Here is a 22669-nt window from a genome sequence, read left to right as displayed (position 1 = left end):
TTAAGTCTTTACATACAAGTAAAAAAACGCCGCGGTGGCCGCATGGCCCGAGCGGCCCGGACCGGAGGCCGGGGAGATGGAGCAACAAGAAGAGGCACGGCGCAACGCCGTGCCGCAACACGTCGTCGATTCCGCGGTGATCCCGCAGGCCGCCGACGAAGCGCAGGACGCTGATTTCCGGGTATCGCCCCGCATCGAGGACTGGGTTGGCGTGATCGTGATGGTGCTGCTGGTCGGCATCACTTTCGCCAACGTGGTGGTCCGCTATTTCACCGACGAGTCATTTGCCTGGACCGAGGAGTTCTCGGTCTTCCTGATGATCGTGCTGGCGCTGGTCGCCGGCAGCGCCGCGGTGGCACGCGATCGCAATATCCGCATCGAATTCTTCTTCGAGCGCGGCAGCGCGGCCCGCCAGCGCCGCCTGGCGATCCTGTCGGCGCTGGCGGTGGCGGTGATGTTCATCGCGCTGGCGGTGCTGGGCGCACGCATTACCTGGGATGAGTACACCTTCGGCGAGACCTCGCCGGGCATCGGCGTGCCGAGCTGGTGGTACTCGATCTGGCTGCCGGTGCTGTCTGCCGGCATCGCGCTGCGCGCGCTGGGGCTGGTGCTACGCAACGTGCGCGCGCTCAAGGCGCTGCATGAAGGCAAGGCCACCACGACGGAGAAGGCGCAATGACGTTCGTCGCCATCACCCTGTTCGTGGTCTTTATCGGCCTGATGCTGCTGGGCGTGCCCATCGGCGTGTCGCTGGGCCTGGGCGGCCTGGTTGCCATCGGCCTGTCCAATCTCGACACCCAGATGTTCGGCCTGCTGGCCGTGCCGCAGAACTTCTATGCGGGGCTGGCCAAGTATCCGCTGCTGGCGATCCCGATGTTCGTGCTGGTGGGGTCGATCTTCGACCGCTCCGGCGTGGCGCAGCGGCTGGTGACCTTTGCCATCGCCATCGTTGGCCGCGGCCCGGGCATGCTGCCGCTGGTGGCGATCCTGGTGGCGATGTTCCTCGGCGGCATCTCCGGCTCCGGCCCGGCCAACGCGGCCGCGGTGGGCGGCGTGATGATCGCGGCGATGTCGCGCGCCGGTTATCCGGGTTCGTACAGTGCCGCGGTGGTCGGCGCGGCAGCCGCGACCGACATCCTGATCCCGCCGTCGGTGGCCCTCATCATCTACAGCGTGCTGGTGCCCGGCGCATCGGTGCCGGCCTTGTTCGCCGCGGGCATGATCCCCGGCATCCTGGCCGGCGTGGCGCTGATCGTTCCGGCCGTGTGGCTGGCGCGCAAGCACAACATGGGCGCGATCGAAGCCGCGCTGCCGCGCCCGCCGTTCTGGAAGAGCCTGCGCGAGGCCGCATGGGGCCTGGTGGCGCCGTTCCTGATCCTGGGCGGCATGCGCGCCGGCTGGTTCACGCCGACCGAAGCCGCCGTGGTGGCAGTGGTCTACGGCCTGTTCGTCGGCATGGTGGTGTACCGCAGCATCGGCATGCGCGACCTGTTCACCATCTTCCAGGAGGCGGCCGAGACCTCGGCAGTGATCCTGCTGGTGGTGGCACTGGCCGGCATCTTCGCCTATGCGCTGTCGACGCTGGGCGTGATCGACCCGCTGGCGCACGCCATCGCCAATTCCGGGCTGGGCGAGTACGGCGTGCTGGCGCTGATCGTGCTGCTGCTGATGACGGTCGGCATGTTCCTGGACGGCATCTCGATCTTCCTGATCTTCGTGCCGCTGCTGCTGCCCATTGTCAATGCCTTCCACTGGAACCCGGTGTGGTTCGGCGTGGTGCTGACACTGAAGGTGGCGCTGGGCCAGTTCACGCCGCCGCTGGCCGTGAACCTGATGGTGTCGTGCCGGATTGCCCGGGTGCGCATGGAAGAGACCGTGCCCTGGGTGATCTGGATGTTGCTGGCGATGTTTATCGCCATGCTGATGGTGCTGGCCTATCCGCCGCTGGCGACCTGGCTGCCTGAGTACCTCGGCTACTGATGTTCCGCATTCACAAACAAGAATTGACGCTTTCCCGAGAGGAGATGAAATGAAACGTCGTGCCCTGATGCTCGCAACGGCTGCCGCCATTGCCGCTTCCGCCTTCGCCCCCGCCGGCGCAATGGCCCAGACCTACAAGTCCGAGTACAAGATGTCGCTGGTGCTCGGCCCGGCCTTCCCGTGGGGCAAGGGCGGCGAGATCTGGGCCGACCTGGTCAAGCAGCGCACCAACGGCCGCATCAATATCAAGCTGTACCCGGGCACCTCGCTGGTGGCCGGCGACCAGACCCGCGAGTTCTCGGCGATCCGCCAGGGCGTGATCGACATGGCGGTGGGCTCGACCATCAACTGGTCGCCGCAGGTCAGGGAACTGAACCTGTTCTCGCTGCCGTTCCTGATGCCCGACTACAAGGCGCTGGACGCGCTCACGCAGGGCGAAGTCGGCAAGTCGATCTTCGCCACGCTGGAAAAAGCCGGCGTGGTGCCGCTGGCCTGGGGCGAGAATGGCTTCCGCGAGGTGTCCAACTCCAAGCGCGAAATCCGCAAGCCGGAAGACCTCAAGGGCATGAAGCTGCGCGTGGTCGGTTCGCCGCTGTACATCGAGACCTTCAACGCGCTGGGCGCCAACCCGACCCAGATGAGCTGGGCCGATGCGCAGCCGGCGATGGCCTCGGGCGCGGTCGACGGGCAGGAGAACCCGCAGTCGGTGTTCGCCGCCGCCAAGCTGTACACGGTGGGCCAGAAGTTCGTCACCACCTGGGGCTACGTGGCTGACCCGCTGATCTTCGTGGTCAACAAGCAGATCTGGGAAAGCTGGACCCCGGCCGACCGCGAGATCGTGAAGCAGGCCGCCGTCGACGCCGGCAAGCAGGAAATCGCGCTGGCCCGCAAGGGCCTGGCCGAGCCGGGCGCGCCGGCCTGGAAGGACATGGAGGCGCACGGCGTCAAGGTCACGCACCTGACGCCGGCCGAGCATGACGCCTTCCGCAAGGCCACCGCCAAGGTCTACGACAAGTGGAAGAAGCAGATCGGCACCGACCTGGTGACCAAGGCCGAAGGCGCGATCGCCAAGCGCTGAGCCAAGCAGAGGGCCCGCCAGACCCGGCGGGCCTGTTCTTTTGGAGGCTGTGATGAAGCACGTCTATACGGTGGTCATGCCGATCCGCTGGGGCGACATGGATGCCATGGGCCATGTCAACAACACCGTCTACTTCCAGTACCTGGAGCAGGCGCGCATCGAGTGGTTCGCGTCGCTGGGCCGCGGCGGCAAGGATGCACGCGGGCAGGGGCCGGTCATCATCAATGCGCACATGACTTTCCTGAAGCAGCTGCGCTACCCGGGCGACATCGAGTGCCGCGTCTACGCCGGCCAGCTCGGCCGCACCAGCTTCGAGACCCGCATGGAAATCCGCCGCACCGACCAGCCCGACGTGGTCTGGGCCGAGGGCGGGGCCAAGGTGGTGTGGTGCGATTACACGCAGGAGAAGTCGGTGCCGGTGCCGGCAGAGATCCGCGCGATCATCGAGGGCTGATGCCTGCCACGGGGCTCAGTGGTTGACCAGCCGCTGCACCAGGTCCACCGACGTGCTGGCCCCGTACTTCTTCATCAGCCGCGCCCGGTAGATGTCCACCGTGCGCGGGCTGATCGCCAGCAGCTTGCCGATCTGCTTGCTGGTCTTTCCCTCCACCAGCTGCGCCGCGATCTCGCGTTCGCGCGCGGTCAGCTCCGCAGTGACCTGGCGCTTCTGCGACAGATCCTCGAAGGTCCAGATCCCCGCGCCCAGCGGTTGCGTGCGGTCCAGTGCGCGCCCGGTGACATGGCACCAGAACAGCTCGCCGCCGGCGCGCTTCATGATGCGTTCGTCCGAGTACATGCCGCGCTTGCCCATGATCGGCGCGATGCGCGCGCCGGTGCGCTCGAATTCGTCGGCGGTGGGGTAGAGCACCTGGAAGGACTGGCCCAGCAGCGCTTCGCGCGTGGTGCCGAAAATGCGGCAGACCTCCTCGTTGCAGTCCTCGATCACGCGTTCGCGTGACAGCACCAGGCCCACGGGGGCGAGCTGGAAGGCGGTCTGGTAGTCGATTGCGGGCATCTGCTTATGTATTTTTACGTAATGGCGTAGCCGGCTGCGCTTGCGTATGCTGTCGGTCGGACGAGTTGCGGCGACTGTCGCCCGCCTGTTGCCGATTGTACCGTTACAATTTCCCTGCGTCGCCCGCCGCACAACCCGGTGGCGGGAAGAGCGACAGGGAACTACCGAGGAAGGAGCGAAGCATGAACAAGGTCTACGCCAGCGCCGCAGAAGCGCTTGCAGGCGTCGTCCGCGACGGCCAGACGATCGCCGTGGGCGGTTTCGGCCTGTGCGGCATCCCCGAGGCGCTGATTGCCGCGCTGCGCGACAGCGGCGCCAAGCAGCTGACCTGTATCTCCAACAACGCCGGCGTCGATGGCTTCGGCCTGGGCCTGCTGCTGGCCACGCGCCAGATCAGCAAGATGATCTCGTCCTACGTGGGCGAGAACAAGGAGTTCGAGCGCCAGTACCTGGCGGGCGAACTTGAGCTGGAATTCACCCCGCAAGGCACGCTGGCCGAGAAGCTGCGCGCCGGCGGCTCGGGCATCCCGGCCTTCTTCACCAAGACCGGTGTCGGCACCATCGTCGCCGAAGGCAAGGAAATCCGCGAATTCGACGGCCAGCAGTACGTGATGGAGCGTTCGCTGACCGCCGACGTGGCGCTGGTCAAGGCATACAAGGCTGACAAGGCCGGCAACCTGGTGTTCCGCCGCACCGCGCGCAACTTCAACCCGATGTGCGCCATGGCGGGCAAGGTCACCATCGCCGAGGTCGAGCATATCGTCGAGACCGGCGAGCTGGACCCGGATGAAATCCACCTGGCCGGCATCTTCGTGAAGCGCCTGGTGCTGAACACCACCCCCGAGAAACGCATCGAGCAGCGCACCGTGCGCGCGGCCAGCTAAGGAGACGCATCATGGCATGGACACGTGACGAAATGGCCGCGCGCGCCGCGACCGAGCTGCAGGACGGTTTCTACGTCAACCTGGGCATCGGCCTGCCGACGCTGGTGGCCAACTGGGTGCCCGAAGGCATGGAAGTGTGGCTGCAGTCCGAGAACGGACTGCTGGGCATCGGCCCGTTCCCGACCGAGGACGAAGTCGACGCCGACATGATCAACGCCGGCAAGCAAACCGTGACGACGCTGCCGGGCTCGTCGATCTTCTCGTCGGCCGACTCGTTCGCGATGATCCGCGGCGGCCACATCAACCTGGCGATCCTGGGTGCGATGCAGGTCAGCGAAAAGGGCGACCTGGCCAACTGGATGATCCCGGGCAAGATGGTCAAGGGCATGGGCGGCGCGATGGACCTGGTCGCCGGCGTCGGCCGAGTGGTGGTGCTGATGGAACACACCGCCAAGAAGAAGGATGGCACCGAGGACATCAAGATCCTGAAGGACTGCAACCTGCCGCTGACCGGCGTGGGCGTGGTCAACCGCATCATTACCGACCTGGGCGTGATCGACGTGACCGACGAAGGCCTGAAGCTGGTGGAAACGGCTCCGGGTGTCAGCCGCGAGGAAATCCAGGCCAAGACTGGCGCTCCGCTGCTGTAAGCGGGCTGAGCTCCGAAGCCTGGCAGGGCCCCTGAGGTGCGATGCGCCGCAGGGGCTTTTTTGTCGGGTCGCTTCGCTTTGGAATTGCCCGGCCGGGCTACGCCAGCCGGCTGCATTCCCTAGCTCTTCCGGCGAATAGCCCGGCAATATCGCTGCGCACTAAGCTGGCTGCTCTCCGGCAAGGCGCAGACCCTGCCGCCCGGCAGCCGCAGGTCAGCCTGCCTGCTTGTTGTAGCTGGCGAACACCGAAGCGGCGCCATCCGCTTTTACGATCAGCACGTCGAACGGGTCCTTGCGCGGGCCCTGTTCCATGCCGGGCGAGCCGACCGGCATGCCCGGCACGGCCAGGCCGACGGCCTTGGGTTTTGCTGCCAGCAGCTTGCGGATATCCGCCGCCGGCACATGGCCCTCGATGGCGTAGCCGCCGATATACCCGGTGTGGCAGGAGCCAAAGCGTTCCGGCATGCCGAAGCGCTTGCGGTACACGCCGGTGTCCTCGACATCATGCACCGTCACGGTGAAGCCGTTGCTGCGCAGGTGCTTGACCCAATCCTCGCAGCAGCCGCACAGCGGGCTCTTGTAGACGTCGATGGCAAGCGGCTTGGCGGCTTGCGCCAGCGCGCCGGCCACCGGTGCCAGCGCCCCGGCCGAGACCGCGCCCAGCGCCAGCGCGCGCAGGAAACTGCGTCGTTGCATCGTTTGCTCCTTACTGCGCCACCCAGCCGCCGTCCATGTTCCAGATCGCGCCGCGGACCTGGCGGGCCGCTTCGGACGACAGGAACACGGCCAGCGCGCCCAGCTCATCGGGCGTGACGAACTGTCCCGAGGGTTGTTTCTCCAGCACCAGCTCGCGCTTGGCCTGTTCCACCGGAATGCCTTCCTTCTGCGCGCGGGCTTCGACCTGCTTCTGCACCAGTGGCGTCAGCACCCAGCCCGGGCAGATCGCGTTGGCGGTGACGCCGGTCTGCGCGGTTTCCAGCGCGGTCACCTTGGTGAAGCCGACGATGCCGTGCTTGGCCGCCACGTAGGCGGACTTCTGCGCCGAGGCCACCAGCCCGTGGGTGGAGGCGACATTGATGATGCGGCCCCAGTCCTTCTGCTTCATGCCGGGCAGCGCCAGGCGCGTGGTGTGGAAGGCCGAGGTCAGGTTGATGGCGATGATCGCGTCCCAGCGCTCGGGCGGGAAATCCTCGATCGCGGCCACGTGCTGGATGCCGGCGTTGTTGACCAGGATGTCGGCGCCGCCGAAGTCGGACTGCGCGTAGCGCATCATGTCTTCGATCTCGGCCGCCTTGCTCATGTCGGCGCCGTGGTAGCCGACCCGGATCCCCTGGCCGGCCTGCGCGATTTCTGCCTTTGCGGCGTCCGCGTCACCAAAGCCGTTGACGATGATGTTGGCGCCCTGGGCCGCCAGCGCTTTCGCGATGCCGAGCCCGATGCCGCTGGTCGAGCCAGTCACCAGTGCGGTCTTGCCGTTGAGCATGTAAGCCTCCGTCGAGAGAAAGGAATGCCACAGAAAGGTTGCCACAGGGTTGGCGGAGCGCGCCGTGGCGGTGCGCGGCCGCGCACGCGGGACGCTGACACTGTGCTGTGGCATTGTACCCGCTGCGGCGTACAATCCAGCTTTGCTCAACCTCCGGCAGCGCCGTCTTTTTGCGGTCCGCGGTCCGGTTCGTCAGGGAGTCCAGATGTCTGCCAGTCCGCGTCTCGGTTTTGTCCAGTGCATCAGTCCGGCGGGCCTGCACCGCATGGCCTACCACGAGTGGGGCGACCCCGCCAATCCGCGCGTGCTGGTGTGCGCGCATGGGCTGACGCGCACCGGCCGCGACTTCGACACCGTCGCCAGCGCGCTGTGCGGCGACTACCGCGTGGTCTGCCCCGATGTGGCCGGGCGCGGCCGCTCGGAATGGCTGGCCGATGCCAACGGCTACGTGGTGCCGCAGTATGTGTCCGACATGGTCACGCTGATTGCGCGGCTCAACGTGGAGAAGGTGGACTGGTTCGGCACCTCGATGGGCGGGCTGATCGGCATGGGCCTGGCCGGGCTGCCGAAGTCGCCGGTGCGCAAGCTGCTGCTCAACGACGTGGGCCCGAAGCTGGCGCCGTCGGCGGTGGAACGGATCGGCGCCTACCTGGGGCTGCCGGTGCGCTTCAAGACCTTCGAGGAAGGCCTGGCCTACCTGCAAACCATCAGCGCATCGTTCGGCCGCCATACGCCCGAGCAGTGGCGCGAGCTCAACGCCGCCATCCTGAAACCGGTGCAGGGCACGGACGGCCTGGAATGGGGCTTGCATTACGATCCGCAGCTGGCGGTGCCGTTCCGCAAATCCACGCCCGAGGCCATTGCTGCCGGCGAGGCCGCGCTCTGGCGCAGCTTCGAGGCCATCGAAGGCCCGGTGCTGGTGGTGCGCGGCGCGCAGTCGGACCTGCTGCTGCGCGAGACCGTGGCCGAAATGGTGGCGCGCGGCAAGCATGTGAGTTCGGTGGAAGTGCCCGACGTGGGCCATGCCCCGACCTTTGTCGATCCGGCGCAGATTGCGATCGCCCCGCAGTTCTTTACCGGGGCCTGATGGCATCGCATGCCGGCCCTGTTTTTATCAGTCAACGCATTGTCATGAGTAACCTTGAACTGAAGCGCGCCCATGTGGGCAAGCGGTTGTCCGAATACGCGGTCTATAACGGCGTGGTGTATCTCGCCGGTCAGGTGCCCGAGGTCGATCCCAAGGCCGATATCCGCGGCCAGACGCGCGAGGTCCTCGGCCATATCGACCGGCTGCTGGCCGAGGCCGGCAGCGACAAGACCCGCATCCTGTCGTGCCAGATCTTCCTGACCAATGTCGACCAGATCGGCGAGATGAACGAGGTCTGGGACGCCTGGGTGCCGCAAGGCAACACGCCCCCGCGCGCCACTGTCGAAGCCCGTCTGGCCAATCCCGATTACCTGATCGAAGTGGTGGTGACCGCTGCGCTCAACTGATGCAGGCGTTGTGACATGGTGACGTCCACCGACCTGACCGGTCGGGTCGCGGGCATTCCGGATGCCGAACTGGTCGAACGCGCACTGGCCTACGTGCGCGAGCATGGTGCCGAGGTAGCGCTGCCCACCGGCGAGACCGTGCTGTCGCACGCGCAGGGCATGCTGCGCATTCTCGACGGCCTGCGCGTCGACGACGCCGCGCGTGCCGCCGCCTGCCTGTTCGGGCTGGTGGCCTTCGTGCCCGGTACCGAGGCCGAGATCGCACCGCGCTTTGGAGACGAGGTGGCACGGCTGGTCGACGGTGTGCGGCAGCTGCTGCGCATCGGTGCCATCGCCGGCAGCCGCCCCGAGGCCGAGCCGGCCGCGCCGTCCAAGAACGAAGCGCAGGCGCGCCACGAACAGGTCGAGGCGCTGCGCAAGATGCTGCTGGCGTTTGCGCAGGACATCCGCGTGGTGCTGGTGCGCCTGGCCTCGCGGCTGCAGACCCTGCGCTGGCTGGCCGAGACCAAGCAGGCGCCGCAGCCGGGCGTGGCGCGCGAAACGCTGGACATCTACGCGCCGCTGGCCAATCGCCTTGGTATCTGGCAGATGAAGTGGGAACTGGAGGACCTGGCGTTCCGCTTCGAGCAGCCCGATACCTACAAGCGCATCGCCAAACTGCTGGACGAGAAGCGCATCGAGCGCGAAGGCTATATCGGCGGCGCCATCGAACGGCTGCAGTCCGAGCTGGCGACTGCCGGCATCCGTGCCGAGGTCAGCGGGCGGCCCAAGCATATCTACAGCATCTGGAAGAAGATGCGCGGCAAGGAGCTGGATTTTGCCGACCTGTACGATGTGCGCGCCTTCCGCGTGATCGTCGACGATATCAAGGACTGCTACACGGTGCTGGGTATCGTCCACCATATCTGGCAGCCGATCCCGCGCGAGTTCGACGACTATATCTCGCGGCCCAAGGCCAATGGCTACAAATCGCTGCATACGGTGGTGATCGGCGATGACGGGCGCGCCTTCGAGGTGCAGATCCGCACGCATGAGATGCACCACTTTGCCGAATACGGCGTGGCCGCGCACTGGCGCTACAAGGAAGCGGGCAGCCGCGGCTATGCCGGGCAGTTCTCCGCCAGCGAGCGCTATGACGAGAAGATTGCCTGGCTGCGCCAGCTGCTGGCGTGGAAGGACGATGCCGACCACAGCGTGGCGCACGATGAATCGTGGGAGCAGATCAAGCACGCCGCGATCGACGACCACATCTACGTGCTGACGCCGCAGGCGCGCGTGGTGGCGCTGCCGCAGGGCGCCACCGCGGTGGACTTTGCCTACTACCTGCACAGCGATCTCGGCCACCGCTGCCGCGGCGCGCGCGTGGACGGCACCATGGTGCCGCTGAACACGCCGCTGAAGAACGGCCAGACCGTGGAGATCATCGCGGTCAAGCAGGGCGGACCGTCGCGCGACTGGCTCAACGCGGACCTGGGCTACCTGGCCAGCAGCCGCGCGCGGGCCAAGGTGCGGGCCTGGTTCAATGCGCTCGATTCGCAGGAGACCATCGCCCAGGGCCGCGTGCTGATCGACAAGACCCTGCAGCGCGAAGGCAAGACCGCGGTCAAGCTGGAAGACCTGGCCACGCGGCTGGGCTTCAAGACGCCGGAGGACCTGTTTGCGGCAGTGGCCAAGGACGAGTTCAGTCTGCGCCACGTGGAGCACGCGCTGCGACACCCGGAGGGCGAGGTCCAGGCGCCGCTGAGCGAGGAAGACGCTGTCACCAAGAAGAGCCGCGCCACCAGCGTGGCGCGCGGCGCCAAGAGCGGCGTGCTGGTGGTGGGGGTGGATTCGCTGATGACGCAGATGTCGCGCTGCTGCAAGCCGGCGCCGCCGGACGACATCGTCGGCTTTGTCACGCGCGGGCGCGGGGTGTCGATCCATCGGCGCAGCTGCCACACCTTCCAGCAACTGGCCGGGCGCGCGCCGGAGCGGGTGATCCAGACCGAGTGGGGCCAGAAGAGCCACGCCGCGGTCTATCCGGTCGATATCCATGTCGAGGCGATCGATCGCCAGGGGCTGCTGCGCGATATCTCCGAAGTGCTGTCGCGCGAGAAGATCAATGTCACCGGCGTCAAGACGCTCTCCAGCAAGGGCGTTGCGCGCATGCAGTTCACTGCCGAAGTGTCCGAGGCTACGCAGCTGCAGCGCGCGCTGCAGTTGATCGAAGACGTCCAGGGGGTGTTGCAGGCGAAAAGAAAGTGATGCTATACTTGCGGCTTCGCTAGGCTCGTAGCTCAGCTGGTTAGAGCACCACCTTGACATGGTGGGGGTCGTTGGTTCGAGTCCAATCGAGCCTACCAACGAATTGCAGTAAAGCAGTAAAAGAAGTGTGGCAAGTCCGATTCAACCCCATACGGAACGGAAGCGCATCATGGTTATGACACCGCGAACTACTACCGCTGGCAAGCGACAGTAGTCGAGGTGCGCCTTCGACCCGGTTGGATCGGGTTTGACAAAGAGAAACGCGGCCTTGGCCGCGTTTTTTTTCGTCTGTCGCCTGTCAGCGTCCTGATAAGCTGCCGCGTTTCCGGTGCGGCAGGGCAGGGCAGCAAAGAATAAATCGCCGGTCCCGCAGGCATGCAGGGCCGGTGCCACAAGATGCAGTTTGATCCGCTCGGGCGAAGCGCAAGACGCCGCCGGCGGAATCCTGGAGAGTCGAAATGATCGCAATCACGCTGCCGGATGGGTCCCGCCGCGAGTTTCCCGGCCCGGTGACGGTTGCCGAAGTGGCGCAGGGCATCGGTGCTGGCCTGGCCAAGGCCGCGCTGGCCGGCAAGGTGGACGGCCAACTGGTCGACACGAGCTACAGGATCGACCGCGATGCCGAGCTGGCCATCGTCACGGACAAGGACGCCGATGGCGTCGATGTGATCCGCCACTCCACGGCGCACTTGCTGGCCTATGCCGTCAAGGAGCTCTATCCGGAAGCGCAGGTGACGATCGGCCCGGTGATCGAAAACGGCTTCTACTACGACTTTGCCTACAAGCGTCCCTTCACGCCCGAAGACCTGGCCGCCATCGAGAAGAAGATGACGGAACTCGCCCGCAAGGACGAGAAGGTCGTGCGCGAAGTATGGAACCGCGACGAAGCGGTGGCGCTGTTCGAGTCGATGGGCGAGAAGTACAAGGCCGAGATCATCGCCTCGATCCCCGCCGACCAGGAAATCGGCTTGTACCGTGAAGGCAGCTTCGTCGACCTGTGCCGTGGCCCGCACGTGCCGTCCACGGGCAAGCTGAAGGTCTTCAAGCTGATGAAGGTGGCCGGCGCCTACTGGCGCGGCGACGCCAACAATGAGATGCTCCAGCGCATCTACGGCACGGCCTGGGCCAGGAAGGAAGACCAGGAAGCCTACCTGCACATGCTGGAAGAGGCCGAGAAGCGCGACCACCGCAAGCTGGGCAAGACGCTCGACCTGTTCCACCTGCAGGAAGAGGCGCCCGGCATGGTGTTCTGGCACCCGAAGGGCTGGCAGGTGTGGCAGGCCGTCGAGCAGTACATGCGCGGCCGCCTGACGGACGCCGGCTACGATGAGGTTCGTACGCCGCAGGTGATGGATCGTTCGCTTTGGGAAAAGTCCGGCCACTGGCAGAACTACAAGGAGAATATGTTCGTCACGGAGTCGGAGAAGCGCGACTACGCGATCAAGCCGATGAACTGCCCGGGCCATGTGCAGATCTTCAACCACGGCCTGCGTTCGTACCGCGACCTGCCGCTGCGCCTGGCCGAGTTCGGCGCCTGCCACCGCAACGAGCCGTCGGGCGCGCTGCACGGGCTGATGCGCGTGCGCGGCTTTGTGCAGGATGATGCGCACATCTTCTGCACGGAAGAGCAGATCGTGGCGGAGGCCAAGGCCTTCAACGAACTGGCGTTCTCGGTCTACGACGACTTCGGCTTCAAGGATGTGAAGGTCAAGCTGTCGCTGCGCCCGGACCAGCGTGCCGGCTCCGACGAGATCTGGGATCACGCCGAAGAGGGCCTGCGCCTGGCGCTGCGCGCCTGCGGCGTGGATTGGGAGGAGCTGCCGGGCGAGGGCGCGTTCTACGGCCCCAAGGTCGAGTACCACATCAAGGACGCGATCGGCCGCTCGTGGCAGTGCGGCACGCTGCAGCTTGACCTGGTGCTGCCGGAGCGCCTGGATGCCGAATACGTCTCCGAGGACAATTCGCGCAAGCGCCCGGTGATGCTGCACCGGGCCATCCTGGGCTCGTTCGAGCGTTTCCTGGGCATCCTGCTGGAAAACCACGCCGGTGCGCTGCCGGCCTGGCTGGCCCCGGAGCAGGTGGTGGTCATGAATATTGCGGATTCGCAGGCGGAATACGCCGAAAGCGTCGTGCAATTGCTGCAAAAACAAGGGTTTAGGGCCAAGGCTGATTTGCGTAATGAGAAAATTACGTATAAAATCCGCGAGCATTCGCTTCAAAAGGTTCCCTACCTGCTGGTAGTGGGCGACAAGGAGCGGGATGCCAGTCAAGTGGCCGTGCGTGCCCGTGGCAACGTGGATCTGGGTGTGATGCCCGTCTCCGCGTTTGTTGAGCGTCTGAAAAACGACGTCGCCAGCAAAGCCTGATGGGTGGTGAGCACGGCTTGTTTTTTTGTCTTCTTGAGGTAACGCAACATCGCTACGGACAAAGGTCATCGCATCAACCGGGAAATCAGCGCGCCTGAGCTGCGCCTGGTAGGGGTTGATAACGAACAGCTCGGCATCGTCAAGTTCATGGACGCGCTCCGGCTGGCTGAAGATAAGGACTTGGACCTGGTCGAGATCGCGCCGAACGCGGTTCCGCCCGTCGCCCGGATCATGGATTACGGGAAGTTCAAGTACGAGGAAGCCAAGCGCGCCCACGAGGCGAAGCTGAAGCAGAAAATCATCCAGGTCAAGGAAGTCAAGTTCCGGCCGGGTACGGATGATGGCGACTACAACGTCAAGCTGCGCAACCTGAAGCGCTTCCTGGAAGACGGCGACAAGACCAAGATCACGCTGCGGTTCCGTGGTCGCGAGATGGCGCACCAGGAAATCGGCGCGCGCATGCTCGAACGCCTGAAGGCGGACCTGGAAGAAATCGGCCAGGTCGAGCAGATGCCGAAGATGGAAGGGCGCCAGATGGTGATGGTGCTCGCCCCCAAGAAGAAGAAGTAATTCCTGCGCGGTGCAGCGGCCGGGATGCCAGGCATCCCGGCGTTGCTTCGTGCGGAAGTCGCGCGCGGTCCGCAAGGGCCGCTGTGCAACAACAAGTGGATGCGGGTCTTGCAAGCGTCGGCGTGAGCCGTCCACCTGCATGCATGTCATATGAGCTGGAGTTTTTCATGCCGAAGATGAAGACGAAGAAAAGCGCCTCCAAGCGCTTTACTGCACGTCCGAACGGTTCGTTCAAGCGTGGCCAGGCCTTCAAGCGTCACATCCTGACCAAGAAGACCACCAAGAACAAGCGTCAACTGCGCGGTACTCAGGACGTCCATGAGACGAACCTGAAGTCGGTGCGCGCGATGATGCCTTACGCATAACCCCTGACGAAAACGAAAGGAGAATTACATGCCTCGAGTAAAGCGTGGGGTCACTGCACGGGCCCGTCACAAGAAAGTCATCGACGCTGCCAAGGGTTACCGCGGCCGTCGCAATAATGTCTACCGCATCGCCAAGCAGGCGGTCATGCGTGCTGGCCAGTACGCATACCGCGATCGCCGCAACAAGAAGCGCGTGTTCCGCGCCCTGTGGATTGCGCGTATCAATGCCGCGACGCGTGAGCATGGCATGACCTACAGCGTGTTCATGAACGGTCTGAAGAAGGCCTCGATTGAACTGGACCGCAAGGTGCTGTCGGACATGGCTATTCACGACAAGCCTGCCTTTGCCGCCATCGTCAACCAGGTGAAAGCCACCGTTGCCTGATGCCGGCTGCGGCAGCGCGTAAGCGCTGCCGGGCAAGCACCGACCGCAAGGTCGACCGCCGACTGCAAGGTCCGCTGAAACGGGGCTCCTCACCGAGCCCCGTTTTTATTTCGAATGCCGTTTCAGTTGCCGCTATCCGGTTGCCGAGACCGCATTCGAAACGAACACCGCACGTAGTGCCAACCCACGTCGGACCGGTGCGTACCGGCCCCGACGCCAAAAATCCCACGACCGCCGCCATGTCTCAGGATCTGGATCAAATTGTCGCCGATGCCCAGGCCGCCTTCGCTGCTGCCAACGACAACGCCACGCTGGAAAACGAAAAGGCCCGCTTCCTGGGCAAGACCGGCGCGCTGACCGAACTGCTCAAGGGCCTCGGCAAGCTCGACCCGGAAACCCGCAAGACGGAAGGCGCCCGCATCAACCAGATCAAGCAGCAGGTTGAAGCCGCACTGCAGGCACGCCGCCAGGCGCTGGCCGATGCGCTGATGAACGCGCGCCTGGCCGCCGAGGCCATCGACGTCACGCTGCCTGGCCGTGCGGTCAGCCGCGGCAGCCTGCACCCGGTGATGCGCACGTGGGAGCGCGTCGAGCAGATCTTCGGCTCGATCGGTTTCGATGTGGCCGACGGCCCCGAGATCGAGACCGACTGGATGAACTTCACCGCGCTGAACAATCCGGACAACCATCCGGCGCGTTCGATGCAGGACACGTTCTACGTGGATGGCCGCGACAGCGAAGACAAGCTGTTGCTGCTGCGCACGCATACCAGTCCGATGCAGGTCCGCTACGCCAAGATGCATGTCGAGAAGTACGCCGGCAAGGCGATGCCGCCGATCAAGGTGATCTGCCCGGGCCGTACCTACCGTGTCGACAGCGACGCCACGCACTCGCCGATGTTCAACCAGGTCGAAGGCCTGTGGATCGGCGAGGACGTCAGCTTTGCCGACCTGAAGGGCGTGTACACAGACTTCCTGCGCAAGTTCTTCGAGCGCGATGACATCCAGGTGCGCTTCCGCCCGTCGTACTTCCCGTTCACCGAGCCGTCGGCGGAGATCGACATGGCCTTCGGCAATGGCAAGTGGCTGGAGATCTCCGGTTCGGGCCAGGTGCATCCGAACGTGCTGCGCAACATGGGCCTCGATCCCGAGCGCTATATCGGTTTCGCGTTCGGCTCCGGCCTGGAGCGCCTGACCATGCTGCGCTATGGCATCAACGACCTGCGCCTGTTCTTCGAGGGCGACGTGCGCTTCCTGCGCCAGTTCGCCTGACGCGCCGCCGTCCCCTCGTCAACGACCACACAGAATACTTACCGGATCAGAAGCGCCATGCAATTCTCGGAATCCTGGCTTCGCACCTTCGCCAACCCTGAAAAGATCTCCACCGACGCGCTGTCGCACACGCTGACCATGGCCGGCCTGGAAGTGGAAGAAGTGGGCTCGGTCGCGCCGCCGTTCGACAGGGTGGTGGTCGCGCGCGTGCTGTCGACCGAGCGCCATCCCAATGCCGACCGCCTCAACGTGTGCCAGGTCGATGCCGGCACCGGCGAGACCCTGCAGATCGTCTGCGGCGCGCCCAACGTCAAGCCCGGCATTCTGGTGCCGTGCGCACTGGTCGGCGCCGTGCTGCCGCCGTCCGAGGATGGCGGCAAGCCGTTCGAGATCAAGATCGGCAAGCTGCGCGGCGTGGACAGCTACGGCATGCTGTGCTCGGCGCGCGAACTCAAGCTGTCGGAGGACCACGGTGGCCTGATGGTGCTGCCGGAAGACGCGCCGGTCGGCCAGGATATCCGCCAGTACCTCGACCTGGACGACCAGGTCTTTGTCATCAAGCTGACGCCGAACAAGGCCGACTGCCTGTCGATCCACGGCGTGGCGCGCGAAGTGTCGGCGCTGACCGGTGCCGCGCTGAACCTGCCGGAGATGAAGCCGGTGCCGGTGACGATCCAGGACAAGCTGCCGGTCAAGGTATCGGCGCCGGACCTGTGCGGCCGCTTCTCCGGTCGCGTGATCCGCGGCGTGAATGCGCGCGCGGCCACGCCGGCATGGATGGTGCAGCGCCTGGAGCGCTCGGGCCAGCGCAGTGTTTCCGCGCTGGTCGATATCTCGAACTACGTGATGCTGGAACTGGGCCGTCCGTCGCACGTGTTCGACCTGAGCAAGATCCACGGCGGCCTCGACGTGCGCTGGGGCCGCAAGGGCGAGCAGATCAAGCTGCTCAACGGCAATACCATCGAGGTCGACGAGCAGGTCGGCGTGATCGCCGATGACAAGGAGATCGAAAGCCTGGCCGGTATCATGGGCGGCGACAGCACCGCCGTGACGCTGGACACCACGGACATCTATCTCGAGGCCGCATTCTGGTGGCCCGCCGCGATCCAGGGCCGTGGCCGCCGCTACAACTTCTCGACCGATGCCGGACACCGCTTCGAGCGCGGCGTGGACTACGCCACCACGGTCGAGCATATCGAGCGCATCACCGCGCTGATCCTCGAGATCTGCGGCGGCCAGGCCGGCCCGGTGGACGACCACGTGGTCAACCTGCCGCAGCGCAAGCCGGTCAGCCTGCGCGTGGCGCGCGCCGAGCGCGTGCTGGGCATCGAGCTGTCGTCTGCAGCCATCGCCGATGTATTCCAGCGCCTGCAGCTGCCGTTCACACGCACCCAGGGCGCCGAGGGCGAGGTGTTTGAAGTCACGCCGCCGAGCTACCGCTTCGATATCGAGATCGAGGAAGACCTGATCGAGGAAGTGGCCCGCATCTATGGTTTCGAGCGCATCCCGGCACGTCCGCCGATCGCCGAGAGCGAGATGCGCCCGACCAACGAGGCCCGCCGCTCCAGCCACGTGGTGCGCCACGCCGTGGCCGCGCGCGATTACCAGGAAGTCATCAACTTCGCCTTCGTCGAAGAGAAGTGGGAGCGCGACTTCGCCGCCAACGACAACCCGATCCGCCTGCTGAACCCGATCGCCAGCCAGCTGGCGGTGATGCGCTCGACGCTGATCGGCGGCCTGGTCGACAAGGTGCGCTACAACCTGAACCGCAAGGCTGCGCGCGTGCGCCTGTTCGAGGTGGGCCGCGTGTTCCATCGCGACGCCAGCGTGAAGGATGGCGGCCTGACGGTGGCCGGCTACGATCAGCCGATGATGGCCGCGGGCATTGCCTATGGCCCGGCGTTCGAAGAGCAGTGGGGCATCCCCGCGCGCAACGTCGACTTCTTCGACATCAAGGGCGATGTCGAGGCACTGTTCCATCCGCGCGTGCCGCGCTTCGAGCCGGTGTCGCACCCGGCGCTGCACCCGGGCCGCGCCGCGCGCGTGCTGCTCGACGGCAAGGCCGTGGGCGTGGTCGGCGAGTTGCATCCGCGCTGGCTGCAGGAATACGAGCTGACGCATGCCCCGGTAGTGTTCGAACTGGCGCTTGACGCGCTGCGCGACACCGGCCTGCCGTTGTACACCGAGATCTCCAAGTTCCCGGCCGCCGTGCGCGACCTGGCCGTGGTCGTGAAGCAATCGGTGCGCGTGCAGGACCTGCTCGACGCCATGCGCGCGGCACTGGAAAAGCAGGGCTACGGCCGCTACTGCCAGAGCCTGGTGGTGTTCGACGAGTTCCGTCCCAAGGGCGCTTCCGCTGCCATTGGCGCGGACGAGAAAAGCCTTGCGTTCCGGGTGACCTTGCAAGATACTGGGTCGACCCTCCAGGACGAAACCGTCGACAGCGCAGTGCGCTGCATGGTCGACGCGCTGACAGAGGCCTTCCAGGCCCGGCTGCGCGGCTAAGCCATCGCCAGTACGCAACAAGTACGCGACGGACACACGATAAACAAGGGCGCCCGGGCTTGCCCCGGGCGGATCGCCAGACACACACTTGAGCGATCGACATGAATGATCGAGGCGCGAATTCCATGACCGCTGCAGCACTGGGTGAGATGAGCGACCGGCAGGCTTCCTCCCTTGACGACGCTATGCCGGATGCGCGCGCGACCGAAGTTCCCACGCTGACCAAGGCCGAACTCGCCGAGATGCTGTTCGACCAGGTGGGCCTGAACAAGCGCGAATCGAAGGACATGGTCGAGGCCTTCTTCGACGTCATCCGCGAAGCGCTGGAGCAGGGCGACAGCGTCAAGCTGTCCGGCTTCGGCAACTTCCAGTTGCGCGACAAGCCGCAGCGGCCCGGCCGCAATCCCAAGACCGGCGAAGTCATTCCAATCACCGCGCGCCGCGTGGTCACGTTCCACGCCAGCCAGAAACTCAAGGGCCTGGTGGAAGAACGCGCCGGCATCGTCGGCTGACGCGTCACCCGAACGGCGGATTGCTTCCCGAAGCCGGCATCGGTATGCTTCTGGGCGCGCACCTGGTGCGCGCCAACCGCATGGCCGGCATGGCCTGACGCTCGTCTACACACCACATGTCGGACAAATCCAGCGATCGCATCGCGTTGCCGCCGATTCCGGCCAAGCGCTACTTCACCATCGGTGAGGTGAGCGAGCTTTGCGCCGTCAAGCCGCACGTCCTGCGCTATTGGGAACAGGAGTTCACGCAACTCAAGCCCGTCAAGCGCCGCGGCAATCGCCGCTACTACCAGCACCATGAAGTCCTGCTGATCCGCCGCATCCGCGAACTGCTCTACGAACAGGGCTTCACCATCAACGGCGCGCGCAATCGCCTCGATGAAGGCCGTCATCACAGTGGGGCAGCGGCAGCGCCTGAGGCCGCAGAAGTTGGTGAAGAAAATGCGGCGGCATTGTCGGTCGACATCGGCGGCCTGCGCAATGAACTGGTCGAAGTGCAGCACCTGCTCGCGCAACTGCGGGAGATCGCGAAGCACGGATAATTTCGACGTCGGGAGCTAGTCATACGGGAAATGCTTCTGTTATAATCTTTTGCTTCGGGGCGTAGCGCAGCCTGGTAGCGTACCTGCATGGGGTGCAGGTGGTCGGAGGTTCAAATCCTCTCGCCCCGACCAGACAAAACCCGCTTGGTGAATAGCCAAGCGGGTTTTTTATTTTCTGCGTGGAAATGGCCGGCCGGTGCGGTAACGCTTTGATACAGCCGTCGCCGATGCCCGTTGCTATGCTCTGCCATCCTCCCGACCGATTCCCCACTTATGTTCCGAAAGCTCTGTGTGGCTACCCTTGCGCTCCTCTGGCTGACGGCCGCGGCTGCCGCACGCGCCGACGACCGCGGCTACCCGAGCGCATATCGTGGCGGTGAGTACAAAGAGAAATTCCGTAGCGGCCCTTGTGAAATCGAACGCGAACAGAAGCGCGATGGCGAATACAAGGAAGAGCGCAAATGCAAGGGCGGTCCGCGTGGCTATGAGCGGAAGCAGAAGTACCGCGACGGCCCTTGCCTGATCGAGCGCGAATGGAAGGACGACGGTGAATATGAAGAGAAGGTCGAATGCAAGCGTGGATAAGTGCATGACCTTTCGGCCCGCCATGCGCGGCGCTGGCTGTTACTGCGAAAAGCAGGCCCGCTTTCTACCTAACCTGTTGCAACGATAGCGATCGCTGCTGTCGTCCTTACTTTTCCTGTGGAGCTTGCGCCATATATGCGCAACGCACGCAAGCACTCGGACGCCTGGGAAGGGCAGGTCGCCGATTGCATCAGCAGCTTGGTTGACGCGGCCGGTGCTGGCTGACTCCGGCTAGCCTGCCAAGCTGCCCTATTGGACTGCATCCAATACTCAGGCATGGTGTGGCTCTGACATAGGCCAAAGGTCTTCTCGCTGGACCAGGGAATCGGCTTCGCTGTCGGTGAGACTGTCACTCACAAAGAACTCGCGGCGTTCGACGTTGTTTCCAATGGTACGTTCGAGGGTTACTCGACGATACGTTGCCTGACGCGCAGGGTCGTTCGCGAAGGCTGTTACCGGGCGATAGGTGAGAACGGATGACAAGGTGTTGGGGTTGTCACGGACCGTGGTTCCATGCAGTGGGCCCCCAACGTAGGTAATGTCCATGGCCTGTTGAAGCGCAACGTTCAGCGTTGCGTTCATCAGCGTCTGCCAACCTTCCCCGCTGGCGCGGAATGCATCCAGTATGTCCGCGTCATAGCGAATGCTCACCAGTTCCTTGGTGCTGGCGAGCCTGGGTCGACCGCGGCCGCGTTTGCCGAGCGGCTTCATGGCCTGCATCTCTTTCGCCGAGACCTCGTACGTGTCCGGATCCGCAGCGATGCCGCGGTTGATGGCCGCGTCCTCTTCGTCGGTCGGCACGACGATCTTAGGCTTGGTCGACATAGTTCCTTGCCTCGCGTTTGTTGGCCTTGCGCAGGCTGATGATATGCATTGCATTCCCGCCCTGGGTGAACACCACGCAATAGAGGCGCTCATCAATGACGCCGAAGCCGATCTCGCGGAGTTCTCTGTAGTCGGCCCTGTCATCTACCCCTGCCAACAGGCTCGGCCAGTGGAACCTTGCTGCCAGCGCGAGCGAAACACCGTGCTTGGACTGGTTGCTGACATCCTTGGCAATAATTGTAGCTGCAAATAATGGGTGAGCCCAAGATTATCTGTGCTGCAGGATATGAATCCGCATCCTGAGTGCCTGTTGGGCTATACGCGCTGCTCGGTCGTTGCCAGCAAAGGCGGCGAGATACCCAGGTTCTCCCGTCATGGCCCGCCGGCACCCTGGCTTAGACTGGTCCCGCTGTACTCACCAGCCCGCCCGCACCCCACCGCGGCGGGCTGTTTCTTGGGTGGAGACTAGCGCGTCAGCCTGCGCAACAGCGCGTCATGTCCGCTTGCCAGGCCGGCAAGCGCCGTTGCGTCGGCCAGTTCGAATTCGCTGAACTGGAAGGCTGGTGCCACGGTGCAGCCGACCAGGGCGAAGTCCACGCCATCGGCCATATCCACGCGTTCGGCGGCAAACCATTGGCCGGCGGGCACCATTGCCTGGAAGGCCGCGCCGGGATGCCGCAGCGGGTCGCCCAGGCGCTGCGTGACGATGGTGCCGTCCACGATCCGGTGCACGTCCACGGGGGAGCCTGCGTGGTAGTGCCAGAGTTCGTCGGACCGGATGCGATGCCACGCGGAATAGTCGTTGCCGCACAGCATGTAGTGGATCGCGGTGCAGGCTGCGCGTGTGCGACCGTCCTGGCAGACGACCTGCTCTTCGCCGCGATAGGTTTCGCGGTAGTAGCCGCCTTCCGGATGCGGCTGCAGGTCGAGCGAGCGGATCAGTTGGCTGGCGGTCGGGCTGAGGTCTGGCATGTGGGCAAGCGGCGTGGCGCATCGGCGATGCGGAAGCCGTAGCTTAAAGCAGTGCGAAGCGTGCCTGGCCGGGGCCGACGAGGGCGGGGCGGCTGACCGGGTAGCGGTGACGGGTGCCCTGGGCGTCGAAGGACAGGAAATCCGGCGTCCAGCGCAGGGCCTGCAACTGGAGTGGCTCGATGCCGTCGACGAGGATGGCGCCGGCGTCCACGCAGACACTGCCGCAAGGCAGGCGCAGGGATTCGCAGTCGTCGCCGAAGTAGTAGGCCTCGAGCAGGATGGAATCGGACTGGTACAAGGGCATGGGCAGTATCCGGATACTGTATGGATGTACAGTATAGCTCTGGCCAGCGCTTCGGTCATCCCCGACGATTCTCATTTTCGTGCGCCGCCACACCCTGCGGCGCTGTGCCATTGCCGCGTCGAAGTTGGTGGCAGGCGGTGTCGGCCTGGATTGGTATAACCTGAAAGCGATGCCGGTCGCACAGCATGGTCGTGCCAGGACCGGCAGGGTCGCTGCGGGGGATGCCATGGCGAGGTGCGGGAGCAGGGCTTGCTGGTTTGGTTTGGGCGTGGTGCTGGGCGCGGCGATGGGCGGTGCCTGCGCCATGCTGGTGCGCACGGCCGCGGAGCGGCGGGTGCTGCGCCAGCCCGATGTGCCGCTGGTGCCGTCCGATCCCACCGCGGATCAGGCGCTGACCGATACTGCCACTGACGTGGTGGAGTACGGCGGCTTCGTGATCCACGTGTATTGCCACGCGCTGGGCATGGGGCGGTTCAAGGCCCTGTGCGATATCTGGGAGTCGGGCGCCGTGGTGCTGGAGGGCGGCGCGCCGCCGGCCACGCACGCCACGCCCGAAGATGCGCGGGCCGCGGCGATTTCGTGGGCGCGGCAATGGGTGCAGCACAATGGCTGAGGGCGCCGCCGCGCAATCATCGCCGT

25 protein-coding genes, 2 tRNA genes and 1 pseudogene are annotated in these 22669 nt (G+C 65.0%); 21 read left to right on the top strand and 7 right to left on the bottom strand.

Annotated features, from left to right (window positions below; genetic code table 11):
- Nucleotides 1–76 precede the first annotated feature (76 nt).
- From I6H87_RS00370 to I6H87_RS00355, 4 genes are read left to right on the top strand one after another with little or no spacing between them, the layout of a single operon-like run.
- Nucleotides 77–679 carry a TRAP transporter small permease gene (locus I6H87_RS00370; RefSeq protein WP_011615001.1) on the top strand — a complete coding sequence of 201 codons (603 nt, stop codon included), beginning with the start codon at nt 77–79 and terminating at the stop codon, nt 677–679.
- Nucleotides 676–1980 carry a TRAP transporter large permease gene (locus I6H87_RS00365; protein WP_010813114.1) on the top strand — a complete coding sequence of 435 codons (1305 nt, stop codon included), beginning with the start codon at nt 676–678 and terminating at the stop codon, nt 1978–1980. Before I6H87_RS00370 ends, I6H87_RS00365 begins: the two co-directional genes overlap by 4 nt.
- Nucleotides 1981–2029: 49 nt before the next feature.
- Nucleotides 2030–3058, top strand: a complete 1029-nt coding sequence (locus tag I6H87_RS00360) for a DctP family TRAP transporter solute-binding subunit (protein ID WP_011615002.1) — start codon at nt 2030–2032, stop codon at nt 3056–3058.
- Nucleotides 3059–3110: 52 nt separating this feature from the next.
- Nucleotides 3111–3512, top strand: a complete 402-nt coding sequence (locus tag I6H87_RS00355; RefSeq protein ID WP_010813112.1) for an acyl-CoA thioesterase — start codon at nt 3111–3113, stop codon at nt 3510–3512.
- 15 nt (nt 3513–3527) lie between these two features.
- On the opposite strand, the gene I6H87_RS00350 is transcribed toward I6H87_RS00355, so the two are convergent.
- Entirely contained in the window at nt 3528–4073 is a 546-nt protein-coding gene (locus I6H87_RS00350; RefSeq protein WP_010813111.1) for a PAS and helix-turn-helix domain-containing protein, read from the bottom strand.
- Between the two features lie 182 nt (nt 4074–4255).
- On the opposite strand from I6H87_RS00350, the gene I6H87_RS00345 reads away from it, so the two are divergent.
- Together I6H87_RS00345 and I6H87_RS00340 are read left to right on the top strand one after the other, a co-directional pair.
- A complete protein-coding gene (locus tag I6H87_RS00345) occupies nt 4256–4957 on the top strand; it encodes a CoA transferase subunit A (protein WP_011615003.1) in 702 nt (233 codons plus the stop codon).
- A gap of 11 nt (nt 4958–4968) precedes the next feature.
- On the top strand, nt 4969–5607 hold the full coding sequence (locus I6H87_RS00340) for a CoA transferase subunit B (protein WP_010813109.1): 639 nt from the start codon (nt 4969–4971) through the stop codon (nt 5605–5607).
- Nucleotides 5608–5820: 213 nt separating this feature from the next.
- Here the strand turns inward: I6H87_RS00340 and I6H87_RS00335 are convergent, their stop codons facing one another.
- Nucleotides 5821–6303, bottom strand: coding sequence for a DUF411 domain-containing protein (locus tag I6H87_RS00335; RefSeq protein WP_010813108.1), 483 nt, complete (start codon nt 6301–6303; stop codon nt 5821–5823).
- Nucleotides 6304–6313: 10 nt separating this feature from the next.
- The gene (locus tag I6H87_RS00330; RefSeq protein WP_010813107.1) at nt 6314–7090 is read right to left on the bottom strand and encodes a 3-hydroxybutyrate dehydrogenase; all 777 of its coding nucleotides are present in this window, start codon (nt 7088–7090) and stop codon (nt 6314–6316) included.
- Between the two features lie 205 nt (nt 7091–7295).
- Between I6H87_RS00330 and I6H87_RS00325 the strand changes: the two genes are divergently transcribed.
- The 14 genes from I6H87_RS00325 (at nt 7296) to I6H87_RS00260 (ending at nt 19929) form a co-directional block, all read left to right on the top strand.
- On the top strand, nt 7296–8177 hold the full coding sequence (locus I6H87_RS00325; protein WP_011615004.1) for an alpha/beta fold hydrolase: 882 nt from the start codon (nt 7296–7298) through the stop codon (nt 8175–8177).
- Nucleotides 8178–8221: 44 nt separating this feature from the next.
- The gene (locus I6H87_RS00320; protein ID WP_010813105.1) at nt 8222–8584 is read left to right on the top strand and encodes a RidA family protein; all 363 of its coding nucleotides are present in this window, start codon (nt 8222–8224) and stop codon (nt 8582–8584) included.
- 15 nt (nt 8585–8599) lie between these two features.
- Nucleotides 8600–10828 carry a RelA/SpoT family protein gene (locus I6H87_RS00315; RefSeq protein ID WP_011615006.1) on the top strand — a complete coding sequence of 743 codons (2229 nt, stop codon included), beginning with the start codon at nt 8600–8602 and terminating at the stop codon, nt 10826–10828.
- Nucleotides 10829–10849: 21 nt separating this feature from the next.
- Nucleotides 10850–10926 (top strand) — tRNA-Val (locus I6H87_RS00310).
- A gap of 360 nt (nt 10927–11286) precedes the next feature.
- Nucleotides 11287–13194 carry a threonine--tRNA ligase gene (gene thrS / locus I6H87_RS00305; protein WP_011615007.1) on the top strand — a complete coding sequence of 636 codons (1908 nt, stop codon included), beginning with the start codon at nt 11287–11289 and terminating at the stop codon, nt 13192–13194.
- A gap of 48 nt (nt 13195–13242) precedes the next feature.
- On the top strand, nt 13243–13764 hold the full coding sequence (infC, locus tag I6H87_RS00300; RefSeq protein WP_078195944.1) for a translation initiation factor IF-3: 522 nt from the start codon (nt 13243–13245) through the stop codon (nt 13762–13764).
- Between the two features lie 167 nt (nt 13765–13931).
- Entirely contained in the window at nt 13932–14129 is a 198-nt protein-coding gene (gene rpmI / locus I6H87_RS00295) for a 50S ribosomal protein L35 (RefSeq protein WP_006575466.1), read from the top strand.
- 28 nt (nt 14130–14157) lie between these two features.
- Complete coding sequence (gene rplT / locus I6H87_RS00290) at nt 14158–14514, top strand: 50S ribosomal protein L20 (protein WP_008650487.1); 357 nt, start codon at nt 14158–14160, stop codon at nt 14512–14514.
- Nucleotides 14515–14753: 239 nt separating this feature from the next.
- Complete coding sequence (pheS, locus tag I6H87_RS00285; RefSeq protein WP_010813101.1) at nt 14754–15785, top strand: phenylalanine--tRNA ligase subunit alpha; 1032 nt, start codon at nt 14754–14756, stop codon at nt 15783–15785.
- A 57-nt stretch (nt 15786–15842) separates the two neighbouring features.
- On the top strand, nt 15843–18290 hold the full coding sequence (gene pheT, locus I6H87_RS00280) for a phenylalanine--tRNA ligase subunit beta (protein ID WP_010813100.1): 2448 nt from the start codon (nt 15843–15845) through the stop codon (nt 18288–18290).
- 101 nt (nt 18291–18391) lie between these two features.
- The gene (locus I6H87_RS00275; RefSeq protein ID WP_041687259.1) at nt 18392–18802 is read left to right on the top strand and encodes an integration host factor subunit alpha; all 411 of its coding nucleotides are present in this window, start codon (nt 18392–18394) and stop codon (nt 18800–18802) included.
- 116 nt (nt 18803–18918) lie between these two features.
- On the top strand, nt 18919–19344 hold the full coding sequence (locus tag I6H87_RS00270; protein ID WP_010813098.1) for a MerR family transcriptional regulator: 426 nt from the start codon (nt 18919–18921) through the stop codon (nt 19342–19344).
- Between the two features lie 55 nt (nt 19345–19399).
- Nucleotides 19400–19476, top strand: a tRNA-Pro gene (locus I6H87_RS00265).
- 141 nt (nt 19477–19617) lie between these two features.
- Nucleotides 19618–19929, top strand: a complete 312-nt coding sequence (locus I6H87_RS00260) for a hypothetical protein (RefSeq protein ID WP_011615009.1) — start codon at nt 19618–19620, stop codon at nt 19927–19929.
- Between the two features lie 549 nt (nt 19930–20478).
- Here the strand turns inward: I6H87_RS00260 and I6H87_RS34215 are convergent.
- From I6H87_RS34215 to I6H87_RS00240, 4 genes and pseudogenes are all read right to left on the bottom strand, one after another.
- Nucleotides 20479–20754, bottom strand: a pseudogene (locus tag I6H87_RS34215) (BrnA antitoxin family protein); the annotation flags it as partial.
- Nucleotides 20738–20941: a BrnT family toxin gene (locus I6H87_RS00250; RefSeq protein ID WP_371852233.1), complete on the bottom strand. Its 204-nt coding sequence runs from the start codon at nt 20939–20941 to the stop codon at nt 20738–20740. The pseudogene I6H87_RS34215 and the gene I6H87_RS00250, both read right to left, overlap by 17 nt.
- Before the next feature lie 278 nt (nt 20942–21219).
- A complete protein-coding gene (locus I6H87_RS00245) occupies nt 21220–21726 on the bottom strand; it encodes a cupin domain-containing protein (protein WP_010813094.1) in 507 nt (168 codons plus the stop codon).
- A gap of 43 nt (nt 21727–21769) precedes the next feature.
- Entirely contained in the window at nt 21770–22030 is a 261-nt protein-coding gene (locus tag I6H87_RS00240; RefSeq protein ID WP_010813093.1) for a hypothetical protein, read from the bottom strand.
- Nucleotides 22031–22298: 268 nt separating this feature from the next.
- On the opposite strand from I6H87_RS00240, the gene I6H87_RS00235 reads away from it, so the two are divergent.
- Nucleotides 22299–22643 (top strand): DUF6566 family protein, encoded by a 345-nt coding sequence (locus tag I6H87_RS00235; RefSeq protein ID WP_231881416.1) that lies wholly within the window; start codon nt 22299–22301, stop codon nt 22641–22643.
- Nucleotides 22644–22669: the final 26 nt, after the last annotated feature.

The organism is Cupriavidus necator (genome assembly GCF_016127575.1).
GTDB classification, from domain to species: domain Bacteria; phylum Pseudomonadota; class Gammaproteobacteria; order Burkholderiales; family Burkholderiaceae; genus Cupriavidus; species Cupriavidus necator_D.
This window is presented reverse-complemented; position numbering and strand designations above follow the sequence as displayed.

Coding starts and splice junctions, on each gene's coding strand:
- I6H87_RS00370 (WP_011615001.1), top strand. CDS start 77: ATGGAGCAACAAGAAGAGGCACGGCGCAACGCCGTGCCGCAACACGTC.
- I6H87_RS00365 (WP_010813114.1), top strand. CDS start 676: ATGACGTTCGTCGCCATCACCCTGTTCGTGGTCTTTATCGGCCTGATG.
- I6H87_RS00360 (WP_011615002.1), top strand. CDS start 2,030: ATGAAACGTCGTGCCCTGATGCTCGCAACGGCTGCCGCCATTGCCGCT.
- I6H87_RS00355 (WP_010813112.1), top strand. CDS start 3,111: ATGAAGCACGTCTATACGGTGGTCATGCCGATCCGCTGGGGCGACATG.
- I6H87_RS00350 (WP_010813111.1), bottom strand. CDS start 4,073: ATGCCCGCAATCGACTACCAGACCGCCTTCCAGCTCGCCCCCGTGGGC.
- I6H87_RS00345 (WP_011615003.1), top strand. CDS start 4,256: ATGAACAAGGTCTACGCCAGCGCCGCAGAAGCGCTTGCAGGCGTCGTC.
- I6H87_RS00340 (WP_010813109.1), top strand. CDS start 4,969: ATGGCATGGACACGTGACGAAATGGCCGCGCGCGCCGCGACCGAGCTG.
- I6H87_RS00335 (WP_010813108.1), bottom strand. CDS start 6,303: ATGCAACGACGCAGTTTCCTGCGCGCGCTGGCGCTGGGCGCGGTCTCG.
- I6H87_RS00330 (WP_010813107.1), bottom strand. CDS start 7,090: ATGCTCAACGGCAAGACCGCACTGGTGACTGGCTCGACCAGCGGCATC.
- I6H87_RS00325 (WP_011615004.1), top strand. CDS start 7,296: ATGTCTGCCAGTCCGCGTCTCGGTTTTGTCCAGTGCATCAGTCCGGCG.
- I6H87_RS00320 (WP_010813105.1), top strand. CDS start 8,222: ATGAGTAACCTTGAACTGAAGCGCGCCCATGTGGGCAAGCGGTTGTCC.
- I6H87_RS00315 (WP_011615006.1), top strand. CDS start 8,600: ATGGTGACGTCCACCGACCTGACCGGTCGGGTCGCGGGCATTCCGGAT.
- thrS (WP_011615007.1), top strand. CDS start 11,287: ATGATCGCAATCACGCTGCCGGATGGGTCCCGCCGCGAGTTTCCCGGC.
- rpmI (WP_006575466.1), top strand. CDS start 13,932: ATGCCGAAGATGAAGACGAAGAAAAGCGCCTCCAAGCGCTTTACTGCA.
- rplT (WP_008650487.1), top strand. CDS start 14,158: ATGCCTCGAGTAAAGCGTGGGGTCACTGCACGGGCCCGTCACAAGAAA.
- pheS (WP_010813101.1), top strand. CDS start 14,754: ATGTCTCAGGATCTGGATCAAATTGTCGCCGATGCCCAGGCCGCCTTC.
- pheT (WP_010813100.1), top strand. CDS start 15,843: ATGCAATTCTCGGAATCCTGGCTTCGCACCTTCGCCAACCCTGAAAAG.
- I6H87_RS00275 (WP_041687259.1), top strand. CDS start 18,392: ATGAATGATCGAGGCGCGAATTCCATGACCGCTGCAGCACTGGGTGAG.
- I6H87_RS00270 (WP_010813098.1), top strand. CDS start 18,919: ATGTCGGACAAATCCAGCGATCGCATCGCGTTGCCGCCGATTCCGGCC.
- I6H87_RS00260 (WP_011615009.1), top strand. CDS start 19,618: ATGTTCCGAAAGCTCTGTGTGGCTACCCTTGCGCTCCTCTGGCTGACG.
- I6H87_RS00245 (WP_010813094.1), bottom strand. CDS start 21,726: ATGCCAGACCTCAGCCCGACCGCCAGCCAACTGATCCGCTCGCTCGAC.
- I6H87_RS00240 (WP_010813093.1), bottom strand. CDS start 22,030: ATGCCCTTGTACCAGTCCGATTCCATCCTGCTCGAGGCCTACTACTTC.